The sequence below is a fragment of the Klebsiella sp. C360 genome, assembly GCF_048822415.1.
Taxonomy (GTDB): domain Bacteria; phylum Pseudomonadota; class Gammaproteobacteria; order Enterobacterales; family Enterobacteriaceae; genus Klebsiella; species Klebsiella quasipneumoniae.
In genome coordinates, this window is sequence record NZ_JBMEZZ010000040.1 from 1 (window position 1) to 2851 (window position 2851).

The 2851-nt window shown below is 51.0% G+C and carries 3 protein-coding genes; all 3 read right to left on the reverse strand.

The genetic code is table 11. The features are described 5' to 3' along the window. Positions 1-31: 31 nt before the first annotated feature. Positions 32-1423 carry an ISKra4-like element ISKpn19 family transposase gene (locus ACOI7D_RS27615; RefSeq protein ID WP_014839878.1) on the reverse strand — a complete coding sequence of 464 codons (1392 nt, stop codon included), beginning with the start codon at positions 1421-1423 and terminating at the stop codon, positions 32-34. A 36-nt stretch (positions 1424-1459) separates the two neighbouring features. Then, positions 1460-2032, reverse strand: a complete 573-nt coding sequence (locus ACOI7D_RS27620) for a recombinase family protein (protein WP_001493762.1) — start codon at positions 2030-2032, stop codon at positions 1460-1462. A gap of 136 nt (positions 2033-2168) precedes the next feature. Then, positions 2169-2759, reverse strand: a complete 591-nt coding sequence (locus ACOI7D_RS27625; protein WP_012477564.1) for a plasmid pRiA4b ORF-3 family protein — start codon at positions 2757-2759, stop codon at positions 2169-2171. Positions 2760-2851: the final 92 nt, after the last annotated feature.

Consider the following 2851-nt stretch of genomic DNA (forward strand, 5'->3'; position numbering starts at 1 on the left):
GAGAGCATAAAAAATATTGGGGCAGCGTGAGCTATGCTGCCATCGCTGGTCCCTTCCCGTCACTTTGAAAACCCGGATACCAGCAGACAAATTTATCCTGCAGTTCGTTATTCAAAACGGCGGTCCGGGTCTGTAACAAATAATGAGCCCCTTTTCTGCTCCACTGCATCTGCTGCTTTTTGGCCATTCGTCTGGCGATCACTTCATTGATCGTGGATTCCACAAACGCGGTTGATACCGGCTCTCCGTACCGACGCATTTCGCCGTAGTTTGGGATCATCATCTTATTATTCCGGATGTAGGTATACATTTCATCCAGATGTTTTTGCAGGGATTTCAGGCTAGGATAGCTGAGTTCAGGGTCATCGCAATACATAACGCAATTATCAATATGTTCCAGCGCAGCGACAACATTGCCATGCCAGAGATATCGTTTAATGCTTTCCAGCAGTGCCAGAACTTTACTCCCCGCCTCTGGATCTGATACCAGCAGTCCCCGGGCATATTGCATGAGCACCGTCAGCCTCATGGTGATATGAAACCAGTCCAGCACATGCGTTGACTCAGGGTACATACCGAACTGGAGGTCCCTGAGATTATCCGCGCCGTCGGACAGAAAAAATATCTGCTGGTTGGCCTGCATTCCCTGCGCTGAAAGGTGGGTCATGAGCCTGCGTTCCGGATGACAGTCATCCTTCTGAACAAAACCGAAGCGGCGGGTGTCAGCAGGCGCACCAACGGAAAAAGACTTCCCGGCAATAATTTCAAAATTACGCTTTTTGTCATCCCGATCGCGAACATAACCACCATCTATACCCACCACAAGCGGTTTTCCTGGCCTGGGCAGGTTCCCCCAGTCGCGGGGGCAGCCGGAAAGAAAACCTGAATGAGCTTCAGCCTCAGCGTCAAGACGCTGCGCCACCTGGCATAAATGATTCCTCACCGTTGAGGCATTCAGGCTGTGGCCCACCGGCAGAATATCTTTCAGCAGACGAGTCGTCATTTCATAGGAGATCATCGAGGCCCAGCGGGTTTCAATATATTTCAGTGCCGGGTGAGAATAATCGCCGGCCCAGTCGCTGAGCAAACTGACTGTCTTTGTATCACTCTCTTCACAACGGCACCGGTACACCCGAAGCCCGGATACCGGAATAACGCCAAACAGCGTCCGGTACCGTATTTTCTGTTTGCCTTTGATTCTGCGCGCAGCAAGGCAGTGAGGGCACCGGATATGGTGTTGAGTATATTCGTCTGCCTGCAGCTGGACCACCGACTGCTGGACCGTATTCAGCAACAGCTTGGATTCTGACACCGATAATCCGATGTCGTTCCGGGTCTCCCCTGATTTCTGGATTGTCATCAGTTCCTCCGTTCGACTGGAGCCTGATTCATCGGTGATGACTATCTGGAGCGTCAGTTGCATCATTGCCTCCTGCTGTGGTGGATGACTATCTCCCGGCTACTGGTTGTTCATCTGGTGACGAAGCTTATAATATGTGGAAACGCCAAGGCCCGCATGGTCGCAGGCGATCCTGAGCCTGACCCCTCTGCTTCTGAGTGCGTCAATTTCCTGGATCTTTTTGATATCGGCGCCGGGGCGCCCTGTTTTTTCACCCCGTGCTTTTTTCGCGGCGATGCCGTCGGCCTGCCTTTCCTTCAGTAAGGCTCGTTCAAACTGGCTGAATGCCGACATCATGTGCAGCTGCAGTTCCTGCATCGGATTGTTTGTGCCGGCGCTGAACGTCAGCTGCTCTTTCAGAAAAATAAGGGTAACGCCCTGGTCACGAAGCCGGGTGGTGACAGCGCACATATCCGACATATTCCGGCAAAGGCGATCGATGGAATGAACCAGAAGCGTATCACCAGGGCGTAATTGCCCCAGGAGTTCCTGTAACCCCGGGCGGTTTGTGTCCTTCGCGCTGGCATGCTCAACACAAATTTTATCAGGCTGAAAACCCGCCTTTGACAATGCCTCTTCCTGACGGGCCGTATTCTGATCGGCCGAGCTTACCCTGATGTAGGCATATTGCACGCAAAACCTCCGGAAGGTCTTTAAACATCATAGAGATTTAAAGAATAATCCATAAACACTGATTTAGGGAGGTTTATAGACATTTTTTCGGGGATCTGAGAGGCATGCTGAAAACGTATACCTTTATAGACATCAGTCAGCGACGACGGCCCAGCCAGATAACTTCAGGCTCCAGTACCGGAGATGCAAGGTCGAGCCTGCTCAGTTGCCGGTTGATTTTGTGGCGGTTGAACCTGACAGCATCCAGGTCGTCAGCAAAAGGGCGGATCTCGCCGACCGTTGTTTCATCATCCGCATTAACGATAGCTTCAAGAAACGCCAGGGTTTTATCGAACTCATCCGCAGCTGTGGCTCCGGGCATACCATGGCCGCTTATACAAAACGGCGCTTTCAGCGTAGAGTTTTCATAAATGGCCTCAACACGAATGTCATGAAGCCAGTGCTCAAAGAAATTGTATTCATAGGTAAAGCGATCGCCAGCATCAAAAGCAAAATCATCAATCACGACCCGGAACGGATTATCGACAAAACCGATGCCTCCTTCGTAGGAGATACCGTAATCTTTGCCATAAATGTGAAATTGATGGAGATGGTCGTCCCCCCAGCCCTGCACTATCTGGAAAATGAAGTGAAGCGCGGCCAGTGACGTGTCGGCAGCAATTCTCAGCCGACGCCAGACCATCGGACTGACTCCATGAACTGCTATTTTGATGACGTAGATCTTCATAGTCAGCAGGTATTGTTATGAAATGATGGTGGTTATTTTAACCCCTGTAGATGGCATCATTCGATGGCTGCCCCGAGGTTTTTCATGCTCTC